Raw genomic sequence first — 24,786 nt, 5'->3', positions numbered from 1 at the left:
AAAGGGGCTCGGTCAAGTGGTCTTGGTCAAGCAGTTCAGTGATTGGTTTTGGCGATTGGCGGCGGACCGGATACGCGATATGCCCTTGTGAGCGGTGCCCTTATGAGCCGTACAATGCGGCCAGTCTGGGGCACAAGCGCCCCGTTTACGGACCGGACGGACCGGTTCGCCAGCCAATAGCAGAAATCGATGCGCGACGCGACATTGAGGAACCGGTTGGGGCAGTGGCTCGAGCCCTCCCGCCGCAGCGATGTTCCCCCGTTCATGGTGATGGATGTCATGGCCGCGGCGGCCCGAATCGAGGCCGCCGGCGGTCATGTGATCCATATGGAGGTCGGCCAGCCTGCGGCCGGCGCGCCCAGGACCGCGATCGCGGCCGCCCATGCGGCGCTCGAGGCTGGACGAATCGACTATACGTCCGCGCTCGGCATCCCTTCCTTGCGCGCGCGCATCGCGCGCCATTATCGCGACACCTATGGCTGCGATGTCAGCCCCGAGCGGATCGTGGTGACGACGGGCTCGTCCGGCGGCTTCATCTTGGCCTTCCTGTCGATGTTCGAACCTGGCGATCGTGTCGCCGTGACGGTGCCGGGCTATCCGCCGTATCGACACATCCTGACCGCGCTCGGCTGCGAGCCGGTGCTGATCGAGACCACGAACGAAACGCGTCACGCGCTGACCGGCGAGGCCCTGCTCGCAGCGCATCGCAAGGCGCCGCTGAAGGGTGTTCTGGTCGGCAGCCCCGCCAATCCGACGGGCACGATGATGTCCCGTGAAGCGCTCGCCGGCCTGATCGCGGCCGCGGAAGATGCCGGCATCCGCTTCATCTCCGATGAGATCTATCACGGGCTCGATTACGCGTTTCCGGCCGTGACTGCGGCCGCGCTGTCCGAGCACGCGTTCGTGATCAATTCGTTCTCGAAGTATTTTTGTATGACCGGTTGGCGCGTCGGCTGGATGGTGGTGCCCGAGATCCTTGTGCGGCCGATCGAGCGGCTGCAGCAGAACCTCTCGATCTCGGTGCCGGCGCTGTCGCAGATCGCGGCGGAGGCCGCCTTCGACGGCGCGGCCGAGATGGAGGAGATCAAGCACGGCTACCAGGAAAACCGGCGCGTCCTGATCGATGGTTTGCCCAAGGCGGGACTGACGAAATTCCTGCCGGCCGACGGCGCCTTCTATCTCTATGCAGACGTCTCGGACTTCACCGCCGACAGTTTCGAATTCGCAAAGCAGATGCTGGAGCAGGCGCGCGTGGCGGCAACGCCCGGCCTTGATTTCGATCCCATCCATGGCCGCTCGTTCATTCGTTTCTCCTATGCGCGCTCGCCAGGGGAGATGCGTGAGGCAGTTGACCGGATTGCTGAGTGGCTTAAATAACTGCGCCAGTTTTCTTCAGCCTTCCGGAGTTCAGCTTGTCAGACCGTTCCGTCCCGTCCGCCGCTACGCCACATTCTTCTCTCGCCGCATTGATGTGGCCGACGCGACCGGGCGAAGCCGTCGGCGCGCTGCGTGCCGTCGTGCTGGTCGCGCTCGGCACGGCGTTGATGGCGCTGTCGGCCAAGGTGAATCTGCCGCTGCCTTACGTGCCCATGACGTTGCAGACGTTGGTGGTGCTGATGATCGGCGCCGCCTATGGCTGGCGCCTCGGCAGCGCGACCATGATCGCTTACCTCGCCGAGGGCGCGATCGGGCTTCCGGTGTTCGCCGGCCCCGTGGGTGGGATCGCGCCGCTGGTCGGCCCGACCGCGGGCTATCTGTTCGGTTTCGTGCTGGCTGCGTTCGCGACCGGTTGGCTCGCCGAGCGCGGCTGGGATCGCAGCGTCGTGCTGCTGTTTGCGGCGATGGCTGTTGGCCACATCGTCATTCTCGCGGCCGGATTCGGCTGGCTGGCATTCGGCCTTGGTCTCGGCGCCGCCAAGGCCTGGCAGGTCGGCATCGTGCCTTTCATCGCGGCCTCGCTGGTCAAGAATGCGCTCGGCGCGACCCTGATGCCGGCGGCGCGCCGGATTGTCGAGCGTCGCGGATAGGATGCGCTCGCTAAAATCGCTCGGGCCGGTACGGCGTGGGATCGACCGCGGGCGTTTCGCCGCTCATCATTTCCGCGAGCAGGCGCCCGGTCGCAGGGCCCAGCGTAAAACCCTGGTGGCCGTGGCCGAAATTCATCCACAGGCCGGGGTGGCGCGGGGCTGGGCCGAGCACCGGGAGCATATCGGGCGTGCAGGGCCTCGTGCCGAACCACGGATCCGGCTCGACCCGTTTGCCGAGGTCGATCAGCTCGCGCGCCGAGGCTTCGGCGCTGGCGAGCTGCACCGGGGTTGCGAGCGCGTCCGCGCCCGTCAATTCCGCGCCGGTGGTGATGCGGATGCCCTTGGCCATCGGCCCCATGGCGTAGCCACGGGCCTTGTCGACCAGCGGCAGGTCGAGCGAAGCGCCGCCGCTGTAATGCATGTGGTAGCCGCGCTTGCGCACCAGCGGGATGCGATAGCCGAACTTGTACAATAAATCAGGCGACCACGGCCCGAGCGTCACGACGGCGTGGGCAGCGTCGATGCGGCCCTGGTCGGTGTCCACCGACCAGCCGGTCGCGGTCTGTCGCAGCGACTGCGCATCACCGAGCACGATCCTGCCGCCGAGCCGCGCGAACAACTCGGCATAGGCCGTGACCAGCGCGCCGGGATCGGACACGGTCCAGGTGTCGAGCCAATGGATCGCTCCCGGGAGATCATCGCGCAGGATCGGCTCGGCCCTGGCAAGCTCGCTGCCCGACAGCACGCGGTAGTTCACGCCGAATTCGCGCTGATCTTCCTCGGCAGCCTTGACCGAGAGATCCAACGAAGCGGCATCGCGAAACAGCGCTCGGTAGCCGGCGCGGCGGATGAGATTGTCGGCATGCGCCTCGCGGATCAGGATGTCGTGCTCGGCCGTTGCGTAGGCGATCAGCCGTGCCCAGGCCTCGATCGCCTCGCGATGCCGCCTCGGCGCCGAATGCCACCAATAGCGGAGCAGGGGCTCGATGTGGAGATGCAGCGAGGAGAGGCTGTAGCGCACGTCGTTGGTGCGGCCGGTCGCGATCTTCAAAAGCGAAGCGAGGTCGCGCGGCATCGGATAGGGGCGTACCGCTTCGGCCTGGATCATCCCCGCGTTGCCGTAGCTGGTCTCGCGGCCCGGCTCCCTGCGATCGATCAGCGTCACCCACCAGCCGCGCCGCTGCAGATGCAGCGCGGCGCCGACGCCCACCATGCCGCCGCCGAGAATGATCGCGCTTTGCATCGCAACTGACCTCATCAAATCAAAACCGCCCGGTTGGGCCGGGCGGTTTCAATTCCATTTGTCCCTTTACTCGCCGCCGCCGAAACGGCGTGACCACCAGCCGGCACGACGTGGGGTGGCCGGGGTTTCGCTTGCCGCCTCCGGCGCGGGCTCAGGTGCCGGCGCGGGTGCAGCAACCGGCTCGGTCGCCTCCGCCGCCGGCGTTGCGGGCTCCGCCTGGCTGTTCGCCAGGAAGCTCACCTTTTCGCGCACGGTGGAGCGGCGCCGCGCGGCCCTGTCGCCGGCTGACTCTTCGTCCGGCGTTGCGGTCGTCGCGGCGGGAGCGGGCTCCGGCTGGGCCGGCGCCTCGGTTCGGATCTCGGCGTGCGGCTCAGGCTCCGCAACTTGCGGCTCGCCGGTCGGCTCGGCCTGCGCGATCGAAGGCGAAGCCTGGCTGCCGAGGCCGTCGAAATCGGCCACTGCATCGGCAGCTTCCGGCGGCGGGTTGGTGCCGAGCTCGTCGCTGATGGAGCCGGCAAGACCTTCCTCGCCGCCACCGCGACGGCGGCGACCGCCGCGGCGGCCACGCCGACGCCGGCGATCACCGCTGCCCTGCTGTTCGCCACGGGCGGCCTGTTCCTCGCCTTCCTCACCGTCCTGCTCGGACTCGGTCTCCTCCTCGCTTTCGCCGGCGATCATCGCGGGCTCAGGCACGGTCGGTGCCGTATCCTCGCGCAACTCTCCTTCGCGCTGGCCGCCGCGGCCGCGCCGGCGGCGCCGGCGCTTGCGGCGCTGGCCGTCCTGCTCCGAGGCTGCCTCGCCGCCAGCCTGCTCGTCGGCAAGGCCTTCGGTCTCGTCGGTTTCGACCTCGGATTCCGTCTCCAGGTCGAAGACGTCCTCGTCGTCATAGGCCTCTTCGGCCGGTGGCGGCGGGCTCGCAGCGGCTTGCGCAACGAGCAGCGCCTTGGCGGCTTCGAGCGTATGCACCTGCTCGCCGCGGTCGATCACATAGGCCTGCGGGCCGCTGACGCCGGGATCGGCGATCACCGACAGCGTGACCTTGAAGCCGTTCTCGAGATCGCGCAGATGGCCGCGCTTGTGGTTCAGCACATAGAGCGCGACGTCGGTGCGGGTGCGGACCACAAGATTGTGGGTGGCGCCCTTCATCAGGATCTCTTCGAGGCCGCGCAGGAGCTGCAGCGCCACCGAGGACACCGAGCGGACGTGGCCGGTGCCGCCGCAATGCGGGCACGGATCGGTCGAGGATTCCAGTACGCTGGCGCGGATGCGCTGGCGCGACATCTCGAGCAGGCCGAAATGCGAGATGCGGCCGACCTGGATGCGCGCGCGATCCTGCCTGAGGCAATCGGACAGCTTGCGCTCGACCGCGCGGTTGTTGCGCTTCTCGTCCATGTCGATGAAATCGATGACGATCAGGCCGGCGAGGTCGCGTAACCGGAGCTGGCGGGCGACCTCTTCAGCCGCTTCCATGTTGGTCTTGAGCGCGGTGTCCTCGATATGGTGCTCGCGCGTCGATCGTCCCGAGTTGACGTCGATCGAGACCAGCGCCTCGGTCTGGTTGATGACGATGTAGCCGCCGGAGCGCAGCTGCACGGTCGGCGAGAACATCGCATCGAGCTGGCTCTCGACGCCCATGCGCGAGAACAGCGGCTGGCCGTCGCGATATTGCTTCACCGCGCCGACATTGGCGGGCATCAGCATCTTCATGAAGTCGCGGGCCTCGCGGTGGCCGGCTTCGCCGGCGACCAGGATCTCGTCGATCTCCTTGTTGTAGAGGTCGCGCAGCGAGCGCTTGATCAGCGAGCCTTCCTCGTAGACGAGGGTCGGGGCCTGCGATTTCAGCGTGAGGTCGCGCACCGTCTCCCACATCCGGATCAGATATTCGAAGTCGCGCTTGATCTCGGGCTTGGTCCGGGCGGCGCCCGCGGTACGCAGGATGATGCCCATGCCCTCGGGCACGTCGAGGTCCTGCACCACTTCCTTCAGGCGCGAGCGGTCCTGCGCGCTGGTGATCTTGCGGCTAATGCCGCCGCCGCGTGCGGTGTTCGGCATCAGGACGGCGTAGCGGCCGGCGAGCGAGAGGTAGGTCGTCAGCGCCGCGCCCTTGTTGCCGCGCTCTTCCTTGACGACCTGAACCAGCATCACCTGGCGGCGCTTGATGACTTCCTGGATCTTGTACTGGCGGCGCGGGCGGAAGGTGCGCTCCGGCACTTCCTCGAGCACGTCGTCGCCGCCGACGGATTCGACGACTTCCTCTTCGGCATCCTCGCCGTCCTCGTCCTCGTCGTCCTCCTCGGCTGCTTCCCCGGCGTCCGCATGCGGGGCTTCCGTGCTTTCGCCGGCGGTGTAGATGGCCTCGGCCGGCTCGGCGGCCGATGTCACGGCCTCCGCCAGAGGCTCCGCCTGCGCTTCCGCGGCATGAGCTTCTGGAGCGGGAACGTCGAAGGTTGACGCCGGCTGCGGCTCGGCAGCGGTTTCGACCGCGGGCTCGGCGCCGACCGCCGCGACAGGCGCGGGCGTCTCGTCGGCGTGATCATGATCGTGATGATCGCGTTCGTCCTCGCGGCCGTGGGCATCATCGTGAGCGTGATGGTGCTCGTCATCGCGGGCATGACGATGTTCGTCATGATCATGGTCACCATGATCGGGATCGTGGCCTTCGTGCTCGCCATGATGCTCCGTATCGGCGTGCGGATGCTCGCCCTCGGCATGCTCGGGCAGCGCGGCGCCTTCGACCGGCTGAGCGGCGGGATCGGCGCCGGCTTCGAGACCTTCGACGATGTCGCTGCGCACGCGCTCGCCATGACCGCGGCGGCGGGCGTTGCGGTGCCGCGAGCGGCGACGGCCGTGCGAGCGGTTCTCGCTTTCTTCCTCGGCCTCGCGATGGGCCTGTTCCTCGGCCTCGATCAGCGCCTGCCGGTCGGCGACCGGGATCTGGTAATAGTCGGGATGGATTTCGCTGAAGGCGAGAAAGCCGTGGCGATTGCCGCCATATTCGACGAAAGCAGCCTGGAGCGAGGGTTCGACCCTTGTGACCTTGGCGAGGTAGATATTCCCGCGCAGTTGCTTGCGTTGCGCGGTCTCGAAATCAAACTCTTCGACACGATTGCCGCGGACCACGACGACCCGGGTCTCCTCCGGGTGGGTGGCATCGATCAACATCTTGTTGGGCATGTCTTAACTCTTGGCGGCGGCGGACGCGATAAGCCGTGGGCGCGTATCGCGCCGGCGGGTGACGCGACGGTCCACCTGATTCGGGGGTGAGGGGAAGGCCGAAACGCCGTCTCTCGCGCCTTGCCGAACCGGAAGCTTCAGGACCATTGCGACGCACGGGATTGTCACTCCGCAGCGTCGCGAATGCTCCTTCAGATTTCGTCGGCACAGTCTGGCGCATCAAGCGTCGGCCCGTATGAAACACTGGGCGGCGAGGCCGCCCTTCAATCAGTTGCTGCTGGCCAGGCACGGCGCGAGCGCGCTCGCCTTGGGGATCACGAACCGCCCCCTTGGGATCAAGGGACCGGGTAATGGGTTACGCCGCTGTCAGAACCGTCCCGGCAACATGAGTGGTAGCCCGAGACCGTCCGCCGCCGGGGCTTGACCCGCTCCACCTCGCTGCCGCGCACCGCGCTGGTCATAGAGGGAAGTGGAAAACGCTGGAATTCTCAAACCTTGAGAGTTCCGGCGCTGCACCGGGAGGCTGAATGCGACACAACCGGAAATATCGGCCGTCAGCATTCCGTACATACGAGGAATGAGCCATCCGTGCAAGGGAGCGTCGCACGGCGGTCACAGTCGCCGAGTTTCGCGTTTCCGTCATTAAGGATCGATTAACCCTGTGGTTCTATTGCGTTAAGAGAGCTGCTCGGAGGCACGGAATCGGTGGCGAGCCGCACAAATCGACGGATTTTGCTGGGGGGCGTGTTGCTATGCACTGCGGCATTGCCCTGTGCCGATTCCGCGCGCCTGATCGCCGCCGAGAGCCGGCTGCAACCTGCTGCCGTTGCGGCGAATTTTCCGGTCGCCTCGGCCGCCCGCCTGGCCGGCGACGGCAAGCAGACCCGCTTCATCCTCGACCTCGACCAGACCGTCACCTTCCGCGCCGTCACGCTGGGCGACCCCTACCGCGTGGTGGTGGACGTGCCGCAGGTCAATTTTCAGCTGCCCGCCGGAACCGGAAACGGGGGGCGGGGGCTGGTCAAGGCCTTCCGCTACGGGCTCGTCATGCCCGGCGGCTCGCGAATCGTGTTCGACCTGACCGGACCGGCGAAGATCGCCAAATCCTACGTGCTGGAGGCGGCCAACGGCCAACCGGCCCGGCTCGTGCTCGAGCTGGAGGAGGTCGAGCGCACCGCCTTCGTGTCGTCACGTGCCCCCGAGAACCGTCCCGAGCTGCGGCCCGCAATCGCTGAAGCGCCGCCTGCCACGGTTCCCAGTGCCGCGGCCCCGGATGGCGCGCAGCAGAAGGCCGATACTCGACCGGTGGTGGTGATCGATCCCGGCCACGGCGGCATCGACAACGGGACGCAGTCGAGCGGCGAGAGCGAGAAAAACCTGGTGCTGGCCTTTGGCCTGGCGCTCCGCGACAAGCTGGAAAAAGCCGGCAAGTACCGTGTGGTCATGACGCGGGACGACGACACCTTCGTTCCGCTCAATGACCGCACCAAGATCGCCCGCAATCTCAAGGCGGCCTTGTTCGTCTCGATCCACGCCGATGCGCTGCCGCGGGCGGAAGGAGATGCGCAGGGCGCGACCATCTATACGCTCTCCGACAAGGCGTCCGACGCCGAGGCCCAGCGGCTGGCGGATGCGGAGAACCGCGCCGATGCGATCGCCGGCTTCAACCTCGCGGAGGAGCCGACCGACGTCGCCGACATCCTGATCGACCTCACACAGCGGGAAACCCGCACCTTTTCAAACCGTTTCGCCCGCCATTTGATGAGCGAAATGAAGCAGACGGTGCGGATGCACAAGCATCCCCTGAAATCCGCCGGCTTCCGGGTTCTGAAGGCGCCCGACGTGCCATCGGTGCTGGTCGAGATCGGCTACGTCTCCAACAAGGGCGATCTCGAGCAGCTGGTCTCCGAGGGCTGGCGCTCCCGCGCCGTGGGCTCGATGGCCCAGGCGATCGACGGATTTTTGACCAAGCGGATGGCCACGGCGGGGACGTCGAACTGAGCCGGTTTGTTCCTCCCGGCCCGAAGGCCCTAGTTTGGCCACAGCGGACGCTTTATAGAAACCGGTAGAGGGTTCCGGAATCGGCGAGAACCTGTTCGGCAAGCGTCTTAAGTCCGGCCTCGATGTGATTGCGTAAGCCGGTGAATTCGCGGCGTGAGGTTGGTACCGTTTTGTGTGCCAAAGGGCTGATACTGGGCTGATCCAGAGTTTGAACGGATAAACAGATAATGCGCTTGCTGGTGCGGTTCATGGGCTTCCTGTTCGCCGCGGGAACAGTGGTGTTCCTTGTTGGCGTCGGGGCCGTGGCAGGCCTGATCTGGCATTTCTCCAAGGACTTGCCGGACTACTCTCAGCTTCAGGATTACGAGCCGCCGGTGATGACGCGTGTGCACGCGGTCGACGGTTCGCTGGTCGGCGAATACGCCAAGGAGCGGCGGCTGTATCTGCCGATCCAGGCGGTGCCGAAGCTCGTGATCAACGCGTTCCTCGCGGCCGAGGACAAGAATTTCTACGAGCATGGCGGCATCGACTACACCGGCATGGCGCGCGCAGGCCTGCTCTATCTGCAGAATTACGGCTCCAACCGCCGTCCGCAGGGTGCGTCCACGATCACGCAGCAGGTCGCCAAGAACTTCCTGCTCACCAACGAGGTCTCCTTCTCACGCAAGATCAAGGAAGCCTTGCTGGCGATGCGCATCGAGAAGACCTATTCGAAGGACAAAATCCTCGAACTGTATCTCAACGAGATCTATCTCGGCCTCGGCGCCTACGGCATCGCGGCGGCCTCGCTGGTCTATTTCGACAAGTCGGTGAACGAGCTGACGGTGGCGGAAGCGTCCTATCTGGCGGCGCTGCCGAAGATGCCGGCGACGCTGCATCCGGTCCGCAACCGCGACCGCGCCATCGAGCGCCGCAATTACGTGATCGACCGTCTCGTGGAAAACGGCTGGATCAAGCAGGCCGACGCCGACAAGTCGCGCAAGGAGCCGCTCGCCGTCACCAGCCGTTCCAACGGCGCCCACACCTTTGCCGGCGAATATTTCGCCGAGGAAGTCCGCCGCGACATTTTCGAGCGCTACGGCGAGAAGAAGCTCTACGAGGGTGGCCTGTCGGTTCGCACCACGCTCGATCCGAAGATTCAGGTCATGGCGCGCAAGGCCATGGTCGCCGGCCTCGTGAATTATGACGAGCAGCAGGGTTATCGCGGCGCCATCAGCAAGCTCGACATCTCGGGCGACTGGGGCGTGAAGCTCGCCGAGATCAAGTCGCTGTCCGACATCTCGCCTTGGCGCATGGCGGTAGTGCTGGAGACCAGCGATCAGTCGGCACGGATCGGCTTTCAGCCTGGCCGCGAGCTCGGCGGTGCGGTGAGCAAGCAGCGCGAGACCGGCATCGTGACGGTCGACGGCGTGCGCTGGGCGCGGGCGCTGCAGGGCGGCACGAGAGGCAAGACGCCGACAGCGGTGTCGCAGGTGCTCCAGCCCGGCGACGTCATCTATGCCGATCCCCTCTACAAGGACGGCCACCCCGTCGAGGGCCAGTACCGGCTTCGCCAGATTCCGGAAGTCTCCGGCGCGATGGTGGCGATGGATCCCTGGACCGGCCGCGTGCTCGCGATGGTCGGCGGTTTCTCGTTCGACCAGAGCCAGTTCAATCGCGCCACGCAGGCCTACCGGCAGCCCGGTTCGTCGTTCAAGCCGATCGTCTATTCGGCCGCGCTCGACAACGGCTACACGCCCTCGACCGTCGTGCTCGACGCGCCCATCGAGATCGACCAGGGGCAGGGCGCCGGCGTGTGGCGGCCTGAAAACTTCTCCTCGGGCAAGTTCCAGGGACCGGTGACGCTGCGCAATGCGCTGCGGCAATCGCTCAACACCGTGACGGTGCGCCTCGCGCAGGACATCGGCATGCCCCTGATCGGCGAATATTCCCGCCGCTTCGGCGTCTATGACGAACTGCCGAACTATCTCTCCTACGCGCTCGGCGCCGGCGAGACCACGGCGATGCGCATGGTCACGGCGTACTCGATGCTCGCCAATGGCGGCCGCCGCGTGAAGCCGACGCTGATCGACCGCATCCAGGACCGTTACGGCCGCACCATCTTCAAGCACGACCAGCGCGAATGCCGCGGCTGCGACGCGCCGGGCGGCTGGAAGAACCAGCCCGAGCCGCAGCTGATCGACCGCCGCGAGCAGGTGCTGGATTCCATGACCGCCTATCAGATCACCGAGCTGATGGAGGGTGTGGTGCAGTCCGGTACGGCCACGGTGATCAAGGAGGTCGGCAAGCCCGTCGCCGGCAAGACCGGCACCACCAACGAGGCCAAGGACGCCTGGTTCGTCGGCTTCTCGCCGGACATCGCAGTCGCAGTTTACATGGGCTACGACAAGCCTCGTCCGCTCGGTAAGGGCAATGCCGCGACCGGCGGTCATCTCGCTGCTCCGATCGTGCGTGACTTCCTCAAGCTCGCGCTCGCCGACAAGCCCGCGGTCCCGTTCAAGGTGCCCGCCGGCATCAAGCTCGTTCGCGTCGTCGCCAAGACCGGCATGCGCGCCGGCCCCGGCGAGACCGGCGGAACCATCCTCGAAGCCTTCAAGCCCGGCACGGCGCCGCCGGACAATTATTCGGTCATCGGCGTTGCCGACGCCGACGGGCGCGGCATGCCGGTGCAGCAGCAGCAGCCGGATTCCGGCTTCCTCTTCCGGCCGGGCACTGGCGGGTTGTGGTAGGCCGCGGATAAGGCCGGCGATCACGGTTTGGGCGGTTGCGCTTTGCAGCCGCCGCCGCTACATCCCCTCTCGAACTGCACGCGGGATTCCGCAAGACAGAGAACAACATGCGCGCCGAAATCGAACGGTTGGTAGAAGAGATCAAGCAGTCAGTCGGGCTGCTGAGGAGGCATCTTTGACGTCGAGAAATCGACGGCGCGCCTCGCTGAGCTGAACAAGCTCGCAGAAGATCCCAATCTCTGGAACGACCCTCAGAAAGCCCAGAAGCTGATGCAGGAGCGCACCTCGCTTGAGGATGCGCTCTCAGGCATCGGCAAGGTCGAGCAGGAGCTCGAAGACGACATCGGCATGATCGAGCTCGGCGAGGCCGAGGGCGATGACGGCGTCGTCGCCGAAGCCGAAGCTGCGCTGAAGAACCTCAAGAAGGAAGTGGCGCGGCGCGAGCTCGAGGCACTGCTCTCGGGCGAAGCCGACCGCTTCGATTCCTATCTCGAAGTCCATGCCGGCGCCGGCGGCACCGAGAGCCAGGACTGGGCGCAGATGCTCCTGCGCATGTACACGCGCTGGGCCGAAACCCACGGCTTCAAGGTCGAGTATCTCGAAGAGTCCGAGGGCGAAGAGGCCGGCATCAAGTCGGCGACCATCCAGGTCTCCGGTCACAACGCCTACGGCTGGCTGAAGACTGAAGCCGGCGTGCATCGGCTGGTGCGCATCTCGCCATTCGATTCCAACGCGCGGCGGCACACCTCGTTCTCGAGCGTGCAGGTGTTCCCCGTCATCGACGACAGCATCAAGATCGACATCAAGGAATCCGACGTCCGCGTCGACACGATGCGATCGGGCGGTGCCGGCGGCCAGCACGTCAACAAGACCGAATCCGCGGTGCGCCTGACGCATATCCCGACCGGCGTCGCCGTGGTCTGCCAGGCCGGCCGCTCCCAGCACAAGAACCGGGCGCAGGCCTGGGACATGCTGCGCGCGCGTCTGTACGAGATCGAGCTGAAGAAGCGCGAGGAGAAAGCCGCCGCCGACCAGGCCGCCAAGACCGATATCGGCTGGGGCCACCAGATCCGCTCCTACGTGCTGCAGCCCTATCAGATGGTGAAGGATTTGCGCACGGGCGTGCAGACTTCCGACACATCGGGCGTGCTCAATGGCGAGCTCGACGAGTTCATGGCCGCGACCTTGGCGCAGCGCGCCTTCGGCACCACCGCCGGCGACATCGAGGACGTGGACTAGCCATGTCCCGAATCGCCTTCATCGGGCTTGGGCGGATGGGCCATGGCATGGCCGGCCGCTATCTCGATGCCGGCTTCACGGTAACGATCTGGAATCGCAGCAAGGCAAAGGCCGAGGACCTGATCGCGCGCGGCGCGATTTGGGCGACCTCGCCGGAGGATGCCGCGATCGATGCCGACGCGGTCGTGACCATGGTCGCCGACGACGAGGCCTCGCGCGCGGTCTGGCTCGGGCCTGACGGCGCCGCCAAGACGGCGAAGGCCGGCACCATCGCGATCGAATGCTCCACCGTCTCCTATGACCATTCCCGTGAGATGGGCCGCGAGCTCAACGCGCGCGGGCTGATCTATATCGACTGCCCGGTGACGGGATTGCCGGACGCGGCGGCGGCCGGGAAGTTGACGCTCTTGGTTGGCGCCGACGCGGCCGATCTCGAGCGCGCGCGGCCCTATCTGACGCCGATCGGCTCGACCATCCGCCATTTCGGCGCGGTCGGCTCCGGCACGGTCTACAAGCTGATCAACAATCTCATGGGCGCGATCCAGATCGCCGGCCTCGCCGAGGGCCTTGCGATCGCCGAGCAGGCCGGGCTCGACATGAACCTGGTGCTGGAATCGATCCAGGCAGGCGTCGCGGCGAGCCCGCAGGTAGCGCGTCACTCCAAGCGCATGGTCGCCCGCGATTTCAGCGGCGCGACCTTCACCGCAGCGCTGCGGCACAAGGATGCCGCCTACGCCGTGAAGCTCGCCGAGAGCCTGCTCGCGGGCAAGCCGCTGGTCGCGCGCGCCGCGGTCGAGGCGTACGCGCAGGCGAAAGCGGTGATGCCGGACGATGATGAAGGCAGGATGATCGAGCTGGTGTCGCGGCCGAAGAAGCCATCCTAGTCAAACCGCGCTAACCGGTGCCCCTCAGTCACTCCATTCGCGCCGAGCATCGGTTTGTAAACCGGGACCTCGTCAGAAATCGGGTGGCGACATTGATCGCACCGTTCTAGGCCATGGGGCTGAGGTAAGACCCCATGCCCGACAATGACCACCGGATCGATGCACGCGACTGGTCGTTGCTCGCTCTGCTCTCGATCCTCTGGGGCGGCTCGTTCTTCTTCAACGGCGCAGCCTTGCGGGAATTGCCGCCGCTCACACTGGTGTTTTTGCGCGTCGCGCTCGGCGCTGCAATGCTGCTGCCGCTGCTGCGCGCACATGGCATCGGCTTTCCCAGGAGCTGGACGGGCTGGGCGCCGTTCATTGCGATCGGGCTGCTCAACAACGTCGTCCCGTTTTCGCTGATCGCGATCGGCCAAACTTTCATTCCGAGCGGGCTGGCCTCGATCCTGAACGCGACCACGCCGATGTTCACGGTGGCCGTGATGATTGCAGCGGGCCAGGAGGCCTTGCAGATGCGCCGCCTGGCCGGGGTGGCGTTGGGCTTTGTCGGCGTGATCCTGCTGCGCGGATGGGGCTTCGAGACCAGGCCGGGACAGGGGCTCGGCATTCTGCTCTGCCTCGGCGGGGCACTGAGCTACGGCTTTGCGGCGCTAGCTGCGCGGCGCTTGCTGAAGGACGCAGCGCCGCTGGGGACGGCGACGTTTCAATTGATGTCATCCACGGTGATGATAGCGGTCGTCGCCGGCGTCGTGGAGCAGCCTTGGCAGTTACCGATGCCGAGCCTCACGACCTGGCTCGCCGTGCTCGGCCTCGCCGCGCTGTCGACGGCGCTCGCCTACATCGTCTTCTTCCAGATCGTGCGGCGCTCGGGTGCGAGCAACGTGATGCTGGTGACGCTGCTCATTCCCGTCACCGCCATCCTGCTGGGCTGGCTGGTGCTGGATGAGCCGATCTCCGGCCGCGAGATCGCCGGCTCGATCGTCATCGCCAGCGCGCTGCTGGTGATTGATGGGCGTGCATTCAGCTTACTGCGCAAGCTCTCGGCCGCCATCTCTGGCTCTCGGGAAGCTCTGCGCTGCGAAACTGAAAAGCGCGGGCCTAACCCGCGCTGAGCCGCACGCCGGCGCGCAGGAATTTCTGTGGATCGACCGCTTCACCTTCGATGCGGGTCTCATAATGCAGGTGCGGACCGGTGGAGCGGCCGGTCGAGCCGACGAGGCCGATGACCTGGCCGATCTTCACGACTTCGCCGACCCTGACGTTGATCTCGGAGAGATGGCCGTAGCGGGTCGAAAGCCCGTTGCCGTGGTCGACCTCGACCATGCGGCCGTAGCCGCCGGACCATCCGGCGGAAACCACCTTGCCGTAGGCGGTGACGCGGACGGGATCACCGCTGGCGGCGCGGAAATCAAGGCCGGTGTGCATCGCAGGCCGACCCAGGAAAGGATCGCTGCGCACGCCAAAGCCCGAGGTGAACTCGACCTCGCCAATGACGGGCTTGCGATACGGCACCAACGCCAGCGTGCGGTTGAGACGGTCCATCTCGGCGCGCGTGGTGTGGATGCGGTGGAGCTGCTTCTCGAACGGTCCGGCATTCGCCGTCAGCTTGACCGGGACGAACGGTCCGCCCATCGCACTGCGCGGCACGGCGGCTTCGAGATGGGCAAGGTTCAGGCCGAGGTCGCTGACCACGCTGCGCATCCGGCGCATGCGCGAATCCATGCTTTCCTCGACCGCGTTGAGCGTCGCCATCTGGCGCCGCTCGACCTGATCAAGCGAGGTCGTGAGCCGGACCAGCACGTTGTCGAAACCGCGGTTCTTGGCGAACTGGCTGGTCGGCGTTGCCGCAACGCTCGGCGCGCGCGATTCGAGGCGCGCTTCGCGATCCGGTGGCGCCACGAAGATCACGGTGTCGCTGATGGGCGACGGTTTTGGCGTGGTCGGGCTTGCATCGCTGCGCTGCGGAGCGGCGCGGGGAATCGAGCCGGTCACGTCGGGCATGGCGCCGAGCGCCGTGGCCCGGGACTCGAGCGCCGTCTGGCGCTTCATGATCTGGTCGAGCTTTTGGTCGAACTGCTCCTGGTCGAGCAATTGACGGCTGGTGGTGCGATCGATCTTGGCGCGCAGCTCGGCGATGCGGTCCTCATAGGCGTATTGCATCTCGGCCTGGCGGGCGATCAGCCGGGTCAGGACGTCGTCGCGGAACGCGAAATAGGTGGCGGTGGCGGCCGACCACAGCCCGAGCAGCACCACGGTGCCGACCACGATCCAGAACACCACGGGTCCGAAGCGGACCTGCTTGCCGGCATGCACGATGGTGTAGGCATCGTCGGTGGCGGGCAGGGGAATCGCGGTCACCGCCGCCGGGGCACCCAGAGGGCGCCGGAAAGCCCGTCCGTGGTCGTGAGGGTGATGTTGGGGGTACTGCGAGTATTGGGCAGAACTTTTCGACATCGGCACTCCCGCGCCGGTCGGATGGGTTCCTTGCGGCTCAATTGCCGCCGCAATCTGGGCCGCGCATGGTTAATTTTCCGCAAATGGGAACGCGCGAATTTAAAGGATTGGTTAAAGGCTCCTTGCCGCTTCCAGCACTTCGTCGGCATGGCCGTCGACCCGGACATTGCGCCAGATCCGCGCCACCTTACCGTCGGCCCCGACCAGGATGGTGGTGCGAAGAATCCCCAGGAAGTTCTTGCCATACATGGACTTTTCGCCCCAGGCCCCATACGCCTCCAGCATCTCATGCGTCTCGTCCGAGATGAGGGGCACGCCAAGCTTGTGCTTGTCGCGGAACTTCTCCTGGGCCCTTAACGGATCGGCGGAGATGCCGAGCACGGCGGTGCCGGCGGCCGCGAAGGCGCCCGCCAGGCGCGTGAAGTCGATCGCCTCCCGCGTGCAGCCGGGGGTGTCGGCGCGGGGGTAGAAGAACAGGACGAGCTTTCGGCCGGCGTAGTCGGCGAGCGTGACCACGTCGCCGCCATCGCGCGGCAGGCGGAAGGCCGGGGCCTTTTGGCCCTCGGCCAAGCCGGACTTCAAGCCCGACTTGGCGGCAGCCGGAGAGGAGGCGGATTTGGAGGATTTTAACTGTTTCGATGCGGCCTTATGTGATCCTGCTTTTGCTATGGTCGCAGCTGATTTGCGTGCCGGTGTGCGCTGCGTTTTCGCGGATCTTGTTTGAGTCGATGCCCGCGTTTTTGCGGACTTCTTTTCAGCGGTCGGACTGCCGGAGGGCGTTTTGGACGATTTCTTTCGGGATTTCTTGGACATACGCCTTCCTTTCGACGCTTTCGGCAGGTCAACCGAAGCGGTATTGCAGCTCTTGTCCGGCGAGCCGGAATCGTGCCCTCGGCTGGGCAAGTCTGGCGACGCCGGAGTATGGTTACAAGGAATTCCACGCACCACCCCACTGCTCGTTGAACGCGCTCCCGGGGCGAAATGACGAACAGCAGGAATATTCGAGGTATGGCGGCAGTGCCGGCGCAGGGAGCATCACTTCCCGCGAACGGCTGCGGTCCCGGCGGCGCTCAGTCCTATGACGGGCGCCTGTATCGAGAGGCAATGGCAAGGAATACGTCGCCCCAGGACTACAACCGGGATTTTGATCGGCGCGGCGGCCAACTCGAGCCGCAGGAATGGGACGACGCCGACTGGGATCCGGATCAGGAAGCGGCTGCGCGCAATCGCGCACGCCGGTTGCTGGCGCGTTCCGGTTCGGGCTTTCTTCGCTTCGGTGGTGGATTTAGCGCGCTGCGCCGCTGGACGGGTGGGGGACGCTGGCTGAAGCGCCTGGCGGTGGCCGTCGCCACCGTCATCGTCATTTTCATCGGCTGTTTCGGTGCGCTGTGGTGGCGGCTCGGTGCCGGTCCCATCAGTCTGGACATCGCAACGCCGTGGCTCGCAGCCGCGATCGAGGACAATATCGGCCACGGGAACACCGTTGAGGTCGGCGGCACCCAGATCGAGCGGGCCGGCCGGGTCCGCGTCGCCGTCCGCATCCGAGACATCATCGTTCGCGACCGCGATCACGCCGTCGTTGCCAGCGCGCCGAAGGCCGAGGTGAGGCTGTCGGGTGCGGCCCTCCTGATGGGGCACCTGCGTGCCGAGAGTCTTAACCTGGTCGATGCCGAGCTCGCCATCCGCATTGCGCCCGATGGCACCGTCACCGTGTCCGCCGGCGACACCGCAAAGCCGCTCGCGACCGGTGTCGCGTCCAAGAAGGATGCGGGCCTGCCGCCGACATTCCCGCGCAGCGGTGTCCCCCCGCCGCCATTCGCGACCGCGCCTGCGAGCTCGGACGCATCGCAGGCCGCACCGCAGGCGACCGCGCAGAGCGGCATCCTTCAGGGCCTCGACTGGCTCGACAGCCTGAGCATGACGGGCCTCGACGGTCAGAACCTCAACGAGATCGGTCTGAAAAACGGCGTCCTGATCGTCGACGATCAGCAGCGCGGCAGCAAATGGTCGTTCGAGAACATCACGCTCAGCCTGAGGCGGCCGAGCCGCGGCGGCGTCGCGCTCAGCCTCGGCGAGCAGGGCGCGCGTCCGTGGCTGCTGCGCGCCACGATCGGACCGGCCGAGAACGGCGTGCGCTCGGTCGACATCAAGGCCGACAAGGTCTCGACCTCCAACATCCTGCTGGCGCTGCGGGTGAAGGACCTCACCTACACCGCCGACCTGCCGCTGACGGGCGAGCTCAAGGGCGAACTCGGCCGCGACGGCGTGCCGACCTTCTTCCGCGGCAAGATCGCGGCCGGCGCCGGCAACATCATCGATACCGACACGCCCGACTACCCGATGGCAATCGACTCGGCCGAGATCAACGTCGAGTGGGATGCGAACCGGCGGGTGCTGGTCGCGCCGTTCAAGGTTCTCTCCGGCGCGAACCGCCTGACGCTGCTGGCCCATCTCGAGCCACCCAACGGCAACATCAACGACTGGCAGCTCGGCTTCAGCGGCGGGTCGATCCTGCTCGGCGGCATCGACAACGAGCCGCCGCTCGTCTTCAACCGCATTGCGATCGGCTTCCGCTTCGACGCCGACCACAAGCGCATCCTGCTGACACAGGCCGACGTCTCCAACGGCGAGATCGGCGTCGCCGGCACCGGCGCCCTCGACTATTCGGGCGAGCCGCGGCTCACCCTCGGTTTTGCGGGCACGCCGATGTCGGCCTCCGCCTTGAAGCGGATGTGGCCGACGCTGATCGTCCCGGAATTGCGTGAATGGGTGATCGAACGGATCGAGCGCGGAACGCTCCAGCGCATCGAGATCGGCGTCAACTCGCCGACCAGGAACCTGCCGCGCAAGGGTCCGCCCATTCCGGACGACGGCCTGTCGGTCAACATCGTGGCGAGCGGCGTTGCGGTCCGGCCCGTGGACGGCATGCCGGTGGTGCGCGATGCCGATCTGAAGGCGCGCGTGACCGGACGCACCGCGACCGTCAACATCGGGCAGGGCATTGCCGATACCCCCGCGGGCCGCAAGGTCACGATCTCCGATTTCGTCTTCGAGGTGCCCGACATGGCGCCGAAGCCGTCGCCGTCGCGGAGCAGATTCCGTGTGGAAGGGCCGGTGCCCGCGGCCGCTGAAATGCTCGCCAATGATCGGCTGAGCGACCTGTCGGCGACCGTCGTCGATCCCAACACCAGCAAGGGAACGTTCTCGGCGAACATCCAGCTCGGCATGCCGGTCAAGGGCGAGCTGACCAAGGCCGACACCACCTATGCCGTCACCGCCGATCTCAACGGTTTTGCCGCCGACAAGCTGGTGATGAACCAGAAGCTGGAAGCCAACAACCTCAAGATATCAGCCAACAACCAGGGCTATCAGGTCAAGGGCGACGTCAAGATCAACGGGCAGGCGGCCTCGCTCGATTATCGCAAGCCGGCCGAGGGCGACGCGGATGTCAGGCTGCAGGCGACGCTGGACGATGCCAGCCGCGCGCGGCTCGGCTTCGATCTCAGCCCCGCCGTCATCGGATCGTTGCCGATCAAGCTGTCGGGCAAGATCGCGAGCGGCGCGGATCAGACGACGAAGCTCGGCGTCGAGGCCGATCTGACCTCGGTCAGGCTCGACAACATCCTGCCCGGCTGGGTCAAGCTGCCGGGCAAGTCCGGCAAGGCCAGCTTCAAGGTGGTGCCGACGGCGCAATCGACGCGTTTCGAGGACATCGTCATCGAAGGCGGCGGCGCCTCGATCAAGGGCTCGCTCGAGCTAGACGCGAACAGCGATCTCGTGAACGCGAACTTCCCGACCTACGCGCCGTCCGACGGCGACAAGGCCTCGCTCAGGGTGGAGCGCAGCCAGGACGGTGTGCTACGCGGCACCATGCGTGGCGACGTGTTCGACGGCCGCGGCTTCCTGAAGTCGGCGATCTCAGGCAATTCCAAGGACGACAAGAACAAGCTGAAGAACGTCGATTTCGACATCGACGTGAAGCTCGGTGCCGTCGCCGGCTTCAACGGCGAGGCCATGCGCAGCCTCGATGCCAAGATGTCGAAGCGCAATGGGGCTATCAAGGCGTTCACGCTGAGCGGCAAGATCGGCCGCGACACGCCTGTCGCTGCCGACCTGCGCGGCGGCCGTGCCCAGGGCAACCGCGAGGTGATCTACCTGCAGACCAACGACGCCGGCGCGCTGCTGCGCTTCACCGACACCTACACCAAGGCGGCCGGCGGCCAGATGGTGGTGGCGATGGAGCCGCCGTCTTCCGAGCCGAACGCCGCGCGCGAGGGCCTGATCAATGTCCGCGACTTCACCGTGAAGGGCGAGGCGCAGCTCGAACGCGTTGCCGCCGGCGCGCCGAACGGGACCGGGAATGGCGTCTCCTTCAGCGCACTTCGCGCCGAGTTCACGCGGCAGAACGGTGCGCTCACGGTCCGTGACGGCGTGGTCAAGGGGCCGATGATCGGTGCCACCATCGAGGGCTCGATCGACTATCCCGGCAACCAGGTCTGCATGAGCGGCACCTTCGTGCCGATGTACGGCGTCAACAACATCTTCGGCCAGATCCCGCTGTTCGGCATCTTCCTCGGTGGCGGCAACAATGAGGGGCTGATCGGCGTGACCTACGAGGTCGTCGGCACGCCAGCCGCGCCCGTGATGCGCGTCAATCCGATCTCGGCGATGGCGCCGGGCCTGTTCCGCAAGATCTTCGAGTTCAACACCGGCAAGCAGAACTCGCCGTTCGAGGAATTCCCATCGCATTCGAACGACGGCTCGACCGGATCGACGCGCCAGCTGTCGAGCGGTTGCACCCTCGCGCGGCGGTAATCCCCACATTCCCAGGTGCTCGTCATTGCCCGGGCTTGTCCAGGCTTGTCCCGGGCATCCACGTTCTTCGTGCGGCGCGGCCAAAAACGTGGATGGCCGGGACAAGCCCGGCCATGACGAATGTGGCGATGCTTTCGCGCCAAACGTTTTGAGGCTGGAGCGGGGCGTCAGGCCGCGCGCACGCCCTTCAGGAATGTTCCGACTTCGCCGGAGAGCTGCTCGGCCTGCTTGGAGAGGTTGCTGGCTGCTGCGAGCACCATGCCGGCAGCGTTGCCGGTCTCGTTGGCCGCCGTGGAGACGCCGCCGATATTGGTGGTGACCTCTTTGGTCGCCTCCGCGGTCTGCGAGACGCTGCGGGCGATCTCGGCGGTGGCGGCGCCTTGCTCCTCGATGGCCGCGCCGATCGAGGTGGCGATGCGGCTGACCTCCTCGATGGTGGCGGTGATGCCGCCGATCGCATCGACAGCTTCCTTGGTGGCGCCCTGGATCTGGGCGATCTTGTCGCCGATCTCGCGGGTGGCTTCCGCGGTCTGGCTCGCCAGCGACTTCACCTCGGAAGCGACCACGGCAAAGCCGCGGCCGGCTTCGCCGGCGCGGGCGGCCTCGATGGTGGCGTTGAGCGCGAGCAGGTTGGTCTGCGCCGCGATGTTGGAGATCAGCTCGGCGACATGCTCGATCTGCTGGGCGCCGTCCGAGAGTGCGCGCACGATGGTGTCGGTGCGGCGGGCGCTGTCCACCGCACGTCCCGTGACCTCGGCCGATTGCGCGACCTGGCGGCTGATCTCGGTGATGGAGGAGGAGAGCTCCTCGGCGGCGGAGGCGACGGTCTGGACGCGCTGGCTGGCCTCATTGGCGGCCGAGCCGACCACGGCGGCGCGGCGATTGGTGCCTTCGGCGGTCGACGACATCGACTTGGCCGTGGTCTCCAATTCACCGGAGCCGGAGGCCATCAGGCCGACGAGCTGGCCGACGGAGGCATCGAAGCGGTCGGCAAGGGCGATCAGGGCCTCGCGCTTCTCCTGCTCGCTGCGGGCCTTGGCCGCGACCTGCTCGGCCTCCAGCGTGCGGGCCGTGAGCGCGGTCTGCCTGAGGATTTCGAGCGTCTCGGCCATGCGGCCGATCTCGTCGCCGCGGTCGGTCTCCTCGACCGGCTTGTCTATGGCGCCTTCGGAAATCGCCTGCATGCGGCTCTTCTGACGGTCGAGCGCGCCGAGCACGTCGCGCGCGATCAGCCAGGACAGCGCCGCCATCAGCAGCATCAGGCCGATGCCGATGGCGCCAAGCTCCAGCGTCAGGGCGCGCACGTCGGCGTCGATGTCGTCGACATAGAGGCCGTAGCTGATGATGACGTTCCAGGGCGCGAACTTGCGCGCGAACACGGTCTTGCGGACCGGCTCGGTCTGGCCGGGACGGGGATAGAGATAGGAGGTGACGCCGCCCTGCGCAGTCTCGCTGCCGGCCTTGATGATGGCGTCGGCGATCAGCACGCCGTTTGAATCCTTGGCGCCGGTGATCTTGCCTTCGAGCTGCTGATTGGCGCCGTTCACGACCAGGGAGCCGTCCGGATTGTAAACCACCGGATAGCCCTGGTTGCCGTTGAAGTTCATGCGGCGGCCGCGCTGGTGGAACAGGCTCTTGGCCTCGGCCGCCGTCAGCTTGCCGGCAGTCACCTCTTCCTGGAGCGCTTGGGCGTAGTTGTAGAGGAGCTCGACGGCAGTCCGCATCTGCTGGACGCGGTCCTCCATCATCCGGCTCTTGCTGAGCACGGCCGATACGCCGATGATGGCTGTGACCGTGAGAGCCGCAAGGCAGACCATGCTGGCAAGCTTGGTGCGGATCTTCAAATGACTCAGCAGTTTCATCACAGCCCCTACGGAATGGTTGTTATGCTCGCACCGGTAGCATGAAGTTCTTACCAATCATGAATGGAGGCATGCGGCGGCCTGCCGCGCGGACAACGTGCGCAGGCGCGTGCGCAATGGTGCAGGCAAATCGCCGTGCAGACGGACTCCAGCCCGTCTGGGGAAGGGAATCGATCTTGGGTTTTGGCAGCTAGACCGTCTGGACGGACCTGCAATGAATCGATTCGTTCATCGCATCATCATGTCTCTGCTGCTCGTCGCCGCCCTCGTTCTGATCTGGAACGTGCTGGGCGCGCGCTGAGACGGCACCGGAGATCTGCCGGCGCCATCCTCGTGCTTAGCGGATGAGATGTGCTTCAGCGGGGCGCGGATGCGCCCGCCGGTCCGGCGGCTATTTCTTGCCCATCGCTGCGTCGACGCTGACCGGGCCTCCGCCCGCCGCCGAGAGATACAGGCAGGCGAAGCAGAACAGGATCGCCAGGGTGCCGTTGTTCAGCAGCGGCAGGAAGATCGGCGTCTCGCCCCTGAACATGTGGCCCATGAAGTAGGCGAAAGCCATTTCACCGGACAAGATGAAGGCTGCGAGGCGCGAGAACAGGCCGATCATGAGCAGCCCGCCAAGCACCAGTTCGAGCGCACCGGCGGCGCCGTAAAGCGACATCAGCTCGACCTTGGCGAACATCGGGACAGCCGGAAACTTGAACAGCTTGGCGACGCCGTACTGGAACAGCAGCAGGCCGGTGATGAAGCGAAACAGGCTCAGGAGAACCGGTTGAAAGCGAGTGAGATAAGGAAAGTCCATTGGTTTGCCCTCCATCCAATGCTGGACCCAATGCTGCGACTTGGACCGCATTCGCTTCCGCCTCGCAAGCCACCCAGGATCAATTCAGCGCTGACATTTTCGTCATGTCGGACAAAACACCGCAAGGCGCCGCCACCAGCGGCACGCGACCCTCTTTTTGGCGCATGTTCGCCTTGCGCTCGTCCGTAGGATTCCGGTGAAACCAGGGTGTGCAGGTTACGTCGGGGAGACCTACTCCCGCAAAGCAGGGACGACCAGGAACGGAATCATTCCGAGGATCACGCTCGCAAGTGCGAAGGCGAGCAGGAGATCGTAGCCGTGTGTGGCATCGTGGATCAGGCCGCCGCTCCATGAACCGAAGGCCGAGCCGAGGCCGCTGCCGATCGAGATCGTGCCGAAGATGGTGCCGACGCGCTTGCCGCGAAAGATCTTCATGGCGGTGGCGCTGATCAGCGGCCCGCGGGAGCCCATCATGCTGCCGAAGCAGACGACGAAACCGGTGAGCAGAATGACGTTCGGATAGTACTGCAGCAGCCAGAGCAGAACGATGCCGAGAATCGAGATCGCGTAGCTGAGCAGCACCGACGGCCGCCGTCCGATCAGGCCGTCGAGCGCGGAGACGCCGAGCATGCCGAACACCAGCACGATTCCGGAGAAGCCCCAGGCGGTCGCAGCCTGGAGCGGCGGAAAGCCGGCGTCGATCAGATAGGCCACGATCTGCGCCGCGATCGCATACATGCCGACCGCGGTGAAGAAGAAGGTCGAGAACAGCGCCCAGAATGCGTGGTGGCGCATCGCGCTCGCAAGCGTCCAGCCGCTGTCGACGAAGTCAGGATCGCTCTTCTTGGCGACGTGCGGCGAGCCGGCCGCGAACATGCGCCAGGGCAGCAGCAGCAGCGGCGCCAGCAGCCCGAGCGCTGCAAAGCCGAACAGCTGGTAGGTCTCGCGCCAGCCGAGATGATCGATCAGGAGCTGCGAGGCCGGCAGCAAGGCCAGCACGCCGCCGCCCATCGCCGAATAGACCACCGCCATGGCGGTCGGCAGCTTTGGTCCGAACCAGCGGCCGAGCAGGATCGAGTTCGGCACATTGCCGATGAAGCCAACGCCGATGCCGACGCAGATGCCGATCGAGAGCTGGAATTGCCAGAGCGCGTGCGCATGGCTCGCGATCAGAAAGGCCGAACCGAGCAGGAGCAAGCCGAGCGCATAGACGAGCCGTGGCCCGGAATGATCGAACAGGCGCCCGACCAAGGGTGCGGTCAGCCCGCTGACGAGCCAGGTGAGGGAGTAGATCGAGACGGCCTGGGCGCGGTCCCAGCCCAGGCTTTCCGAGATCGGCTTGAGGAAGACCGTGAAGCTCTCGCTCAAGCCCCGGCCAAGAACAGCCAGCGTGAAGCAGAGGCCGAGCACGACGAGTGCGGTGCGCACCGCGTCCCGCCGGGCGCCTCCGACCCTTTCCCTGCCCGTTTCCGCTTTCGTTTCCTTGGGCCTGTCCTGTTTCATTGCCGTCAGGGAGCGCGCATCCGTGCGCCCTGACAAGCAGTGAAAAGCTCATA

Annotated in this window: 15 protein-coding genes; 8 read left to right on the top strand and 7 right to left on the bottom strand. The window is 66.1% G+C overall.

The window, feature by feature from the left end; genetic code table 11:
- The first annotated feature begins 189 nt into the window (after window positions 1-189).
- Both I6F16_RS01625 and I6F16_RS01620 read left to right on the top strand, forming a co-directional pair.
- Window positions 190-1,377 (top strand): aminotransferase class I/II-fold pyridoxal phosphate-dependent enzyme, encoded by a 1,188-nt coding sequence (locus I6F16_RS01625; protein ID WP_225113975.1) that lies wholly within the window; start codon window positions 190-192, stop codon window positions 1,375-1,377.
- Window positions 1,378-1,469: 92 nt separating this feature from the next.
- A complete protein-coding gene (locus I6F16_RS01620; RefSeq protein ID WP_057029063.1) occupies window positions 1,470-2,027 on the top strand; it encodes a biotin transporter BioY in 558 nt (185 codons plus the stop codon).
- 10 nt (window positions 2,028-2,037) lie between these two features.
- Here the strand turns inward: I6F16_RS01620 and I6F16_RS01615 are convergent, their stop codons facing one another.
- Together I6F16_RS01615 and I6F16_RS01610 are read right to left on the bottom strand one after the other, a co-directional pair.
- On the bottom strand, window positions 2,038-3,270 hold the full coding sequence (locus I6F16_RS01615; RefSeq protein ID WP_225113976.1) for an FAD-binding oxidoreductase: 1,233 nt from the start codon (window positions 3,268-3,270) through the stop codon (window positions 2,038-2,040).
- Between the two features lie 66 nt (window positions 3,271-3,336).
- Window positions 3,337-6,444 carry a ribonuclease E/G gene (locus I6F16_RS01610; RefSeq protein ID WP_225113977.1) on the bottom strand — a complete coding sequence of 1,036 codons (3,108 nt, stop codon included), beginning with the start codon at window positions 6,442-6,444 and terminating at the stop codon, window positions 3,337-3,339.
- A gap of 705 nt (window positions 6,445-7,149) precedes the next feature.
- Between I6F16_RS01610 and I6F16_RS01605 the strand changes: the two genes are divergently transcribed.
- The 5 genes from I6F16_RS01605 (at window position 7,150) to I6F16_RS01585 (ending at window position 14,409) form a co-directional block, all read left to right on the top strand.
- A complete protein-coding gene (locus tag I6F16_RS01605) occupies window positions 7,150-8,445 on the top strand; it encodes an N-acetylmuramoyl-L-alanine amidase (RefSeq protein WP_036000033.1) in 1,296 nt (431 codons plus the stop codon).
- 227 nt (window positions 8,446-8,672) lie between these two features.
- Complete coding sequence (locus I6F16_RS01600) at window positions 8,673-11,174, top strand: penicillin-binding protein 1A (RefSeq protein WP_036022896.1); 2,502 nt, start codon at window positions 8,673-8,675, stop codon at window positions 11,172-11,174.
- A gap of 107 nt (window positions 11,175-11,281) precedes the next feature.
- A protein-coding gene (gene prfB / locus I6F16_RS01595) for a peptide chain release factor 2 (RefSeq protein WP_225173392.1) occupies window positions 11,282-12,413 on the top strand; the annotation gives its coding sequence in 2 pieces (ribosomal slippage) (window positions 11,282-11,350 and window positions 11,352-12,413; 1,131 coding nt in all).
- A gap of 2 nt (window positions 12,414-12,415) precedes the next feature.
- Window positions 12,416-13,297: an NAD(P)-dependent oxidoreductase gene (locus tag I6F16_RS01590; protein ID WP_109143907.1), complete on the top strand. Its 882-nt coding sequence runs from the start codon at window positions 12,416-12,418 to the stop codon at window positions 13,295-13,297.
- Between the two features lie 134 nt (window positions 13,298-13,431).
- Window positions 13,432-14,409, top strand: coding sequence for a DMT family transporter (locus tag I6F16_RS01585; RefSeq protein WP_225173391.1), 978 nt, complete (start codon window positions 13,432-13,434; stop codon window positions 14,407-14,409).
- Here I6F16_RS01585 and I6F16_RS01580 read toward each other — a convergent pair.
- The gene (locus I6F16_RS01580) at window positions 14,396-15,751 is read right to left on the bottom strand and encodes a M23 family metallopeptidase (RefSeq protein ID WP_192893223.1); all 1,356 of its coding nucleotides are present in this window, start codon (window positions 15,749-15,751) and stop codon (window positions 14,396-14,398) included. The two genes, I6F16_RS01585 and I6F16_RS01580, sit on opposite strands and share 14 nt — an antisense overlap.
- A gap of 111 nt (window positions 15,752-15,862) precedes the next feature.
- Entirely contained in the window at window positions 15,863-16,564 is a 702-nt protein-coding gene (locus I6F16_RS01575; protein WP_225173390.1) for a peroxiredoxin, read from the bottom strand.
- Between the two features lie 195 nt (window positions 16,565-16,759).
- Here I6F16_RS01575 and I6F16_RS01570 point away from each other — a divergent pair, with 195 nt between their 5' ends.
- A complete protein-coding gene (locus tag I6F16_RS01570; protein ID WP_225173389.1) occupies window positions 16,760-20,566 on the top strand; it encodes a DUF3971 domain-containing protein in 3,807 nt (1,268 codons plus the stop codon).
- A gap of 167 nt (window positions 20,567-20,733) precedes the next feature.
- Here I6F16_RS01570 and I6F16_RS01565 read toward each other — a convergent pair whose 3' ends face one another.
- From I6F16_RS01565 to I6F16_RS01555, 3 genes are all read right to left on the bottom strand, one after another.
- Complete coding sequence (locus I6F16_RS01565) at window positions 20,734-22,428, bottom strand: methyl-accepting chemotaxis protein (protein WP_225173388.1); 1,695 nt, start codon at window positions 22,426-22,428, stop codon at window positions 20,734-20,736.
- Between the two features lie 391 nt (window positions 22,429-22,819).
- Complete coding sequence (locus I6F16_RS01560; RefSeq protein WP_036000011.1) at window positions 22,820-23,230, bottom strand: DoxX family protein; 411 nt, start codon at window positions 23,228-23,230, stop codon at window positions 22,820-22,822.
- A 231-nt stretch (window positions 23,231-23,461) separates the two neighbouring features.
- Window positions 23,462-24,733 (bottom strand): MFS transporter, encoded by a 1,272-nt coding sequence (locus I6F16_RS01555; protein WP_225173387.1) that lies wholly within the window; start codon window positions 24,731-24,733, stop codon window positions 23,462-23,464.
- Between the last annotated feature and the right edge of the window lie 53 nt (window positions 24,734-24,786).

It is taken from the genome of Bradyrhizobium sp. IC4060 (assembly GCF_020193715.1).
Lineage (GTDB): Bacteria > Pseudomonadota > Alphaproteobacteria > Rhizobiales > Xanthobacteraceae > Bradyrhizobium > Bradyrhizobium yuanmingense.
The sequence above is the reverse complement of the archived record's forward strand: the minus strand, read 5'-3'. Positions and strand labels throughout refer to the sequence as shown.

Coding starts and splice junctions, on each gene's coding strand:
- I6F16_RS01625 (WP_225113975.1), top strand. CDS start 190: ATGCGCGACGCGACATTGAGGAACCGGTTGGGGCAGTGGCTCGAGCCC.
- I6F16_RS01620 (WP_057029063.1), top strand. CDS start 1,470: ATGTGGCCGACGCGACCGGGCGAAGCCGTCGGCGCGCTGCGTGCCGTC.
- I6F16_RS01615 (WP_225113976.1), bottom strand. CDS start 3,270: ATGCAAAGCGCGATCATTCTCGGCGGCGGCATGGTGGGCGTCGGCGCC.
- I6F16_RS01610 (WP_225113977.1), bottom strand. CDS start 6,444: ATGCCCAACAAGATGTTGATCGATGCCACCCACCCGGAGGAGACCCGG.
- I6F16_RS01600 (WP_036022896.1), top strand. CDS start 8,673: ATGCGCTTGCTGGTGCGGTTCATGGGCTTCCTGTTCGCCGCGGGAACA.
- I6F16_RS01590 (WP_109143907.1), top strand. CDS start 12,416: ATGTCCCGAATCGCCTTCATCGGGCTTGGGCGGATGGGCCATGGCATG.
- I6F16_RS01585 (WP_225173391.1), top strand. CDS start 13,432: ATGCCCGACAATGACCACCGGATCGATGCACGCGACTGGTCGTTGCTC.
- I6F16_RS01580 (WP_192893223.1), bottom strand. CDS start 15,751: ATGTCGAAAAGTTCTGCCCAATACTCGCAGTACCCCCAACATCACCCT.
- I6F16_RS01575 (WP_225173390.1), bottom strand. CDS start 16,564: ATGTCCAAGAAATCCCGAAAGAAATCGTCCAAAACGCCCTCCGGCAGT.
- I6F16_RS01570 (WP_225173389.1), top strand. CDS start 16,760: ATGGCGGCAGTGCCGGCGCAGGGAGCATCACTTCCCGCGAACGGCTGC.
- I6F16_RS01565 (WP_225173388.1), bottom strand. CDS start 22,428: ATGAAACTGCTGAGTCATTTGAAGATCCGCACCAAGCTTGCCAGCATG.
- I6F16_RS01560 (WP_036000011.1), bottom strand. CDS start 23,230: ATGGACTTTCCTTATCTCACTCGCTTTCAACCGGTTCTCCTGAGCCTG.
- I6F16_RS01555 (WP_225173387.1), bottom strand. CDS start 24,733: ATGAAACAGGACAGGCCCAAGGAAACGAAAGCGGAAACGGGCAGGGAA.